The sequence below is a fragment of the Acinetobacter sp. YH16042 genome, from assembly GCF_013417245.1.
Lineage (GTDB): Bacteria > Pseudomonadota > Gammaproteobacteria > Pseudomonadales > Moraxellaceae > Acinetobacter > Acinetobacter amyesii.
This window is the reverse complement of sequence record NZ_VPEJ01000125.1, coordinates 1-1296: the sequence shown is the minus strand read 5'-3', so window position 1 is coordinate 1296 and position 1296 is coordinate 1. Positions and strand designations below refer to the sequence as shown.

At 33.4% G+C, this 1296-nt stretch carries 1 protein-coding gene; it reads left to right on the top strand.

What is annotated here, in order from left to right:
- The coding region (locus FTV37_RS17485; protein WP_180064342.1) for an ArgP/LysG family DNA-binding transcriptional regulator at positions 1-759 on the top strand (759 nt) is incomplete at its 5' end.
- Positions 760-1296: the final 537 nt, after the last annotated feature.

The window sequence follows — 1296 nt, the reverse complement described above, 5'->3', positions numbered from 1 at the left end:
TTAGGACAGTTATTAATAATACGTAGTAAGCCTTGTAAATTAACCACATCAGGTCAGCAAGTATTTGAATATTTAAAGAAAAGTCAAAGATTGGAACAGAATTTTTTACATGATTTGATGAATAAGTCACAAGCTGAATTTTTTAAAGTGGTTATTGCATCTAATGCCGATAGCCTAGCAACCTGGTTACTTCCAACCCTCAAAGATGTACTTATAAAAAATAAAATATTGCTGAATCTAATCGTTGATGATCAGGCTCATACATATTCCTTACTAGAAAAAGGAATTGTTAATGCGTGTATCTCAATTGAACCTAAACCTATGAAAGGATGTAATTCTCAATATCTAGGTGTGATGAAATATAGAATGATCGCAACAAAAGCATTCATAAAAAAATGGTTTGCTAGTGGCATAAATAGACAAGCCCTATGCTTAGCACCTGCTGTAATATTTAATGAAAAAGACCATCTTCATTTTGATATTTTAGTAAAGCAATTCGGTCTAACAAAGGCTAGCTACCCTTTTCACTTAATACCCTCTTCAGAATCTTTTTTGACCGCTATACGACTTGGAATAGGTTACGGAATGGTTCCAGAATTCCAATTAAATAGCCTCTATGATCAAGATGAAATGATTGATTTATGTCCAGAATTAGAAAATAAAGTTCAACTCTACTGGCATCATTGGATTCATCAACCTTACCATTTAGAAAGTGTTACAGACCATATAATTAAGTACTCAAAACTCATCTTAAAATAAAATGATTGAGCCTGATTCCCTACCTATTTAACATAATAGAGCTTATACGAAACACATTTTAAAATAGTATTATTTATCAACAACTTAAAAACCCAACCTTGAGCACAAAATGCACAAAAATTAGCTTCTGTAATAAGTCGGTGAGTTTTTAAGCAACTTTGTAATATTTAGCCACTAAAATTGGTTAAAAAAATACTCAATTTCCGCATTTTGCCCAAGTAACAAGACTCTTGCATCCGAAATTATCCCCAATTTTTGTGGATAAAATTTAGGCTATTTTGTACGCCCTGGCGCACAGTAATTTAGGGACTTTGCGGATATTCACCTCAACCCATTTTTACTATGATGAAGTCATCAGGAACAGGAAGTTCCACACAATAATAAGAATACAGATACGCACAAGGACAGTAAGGTACGACAGGAGTTATACCGAGCAAACCAATACGAAAAACCTCGGCAGGATGCCGGTGTTTTTTTATTCCTTAAATTACCTATCAGATGGCGATGTATACATCTCATAACTTGATTGTTTATATG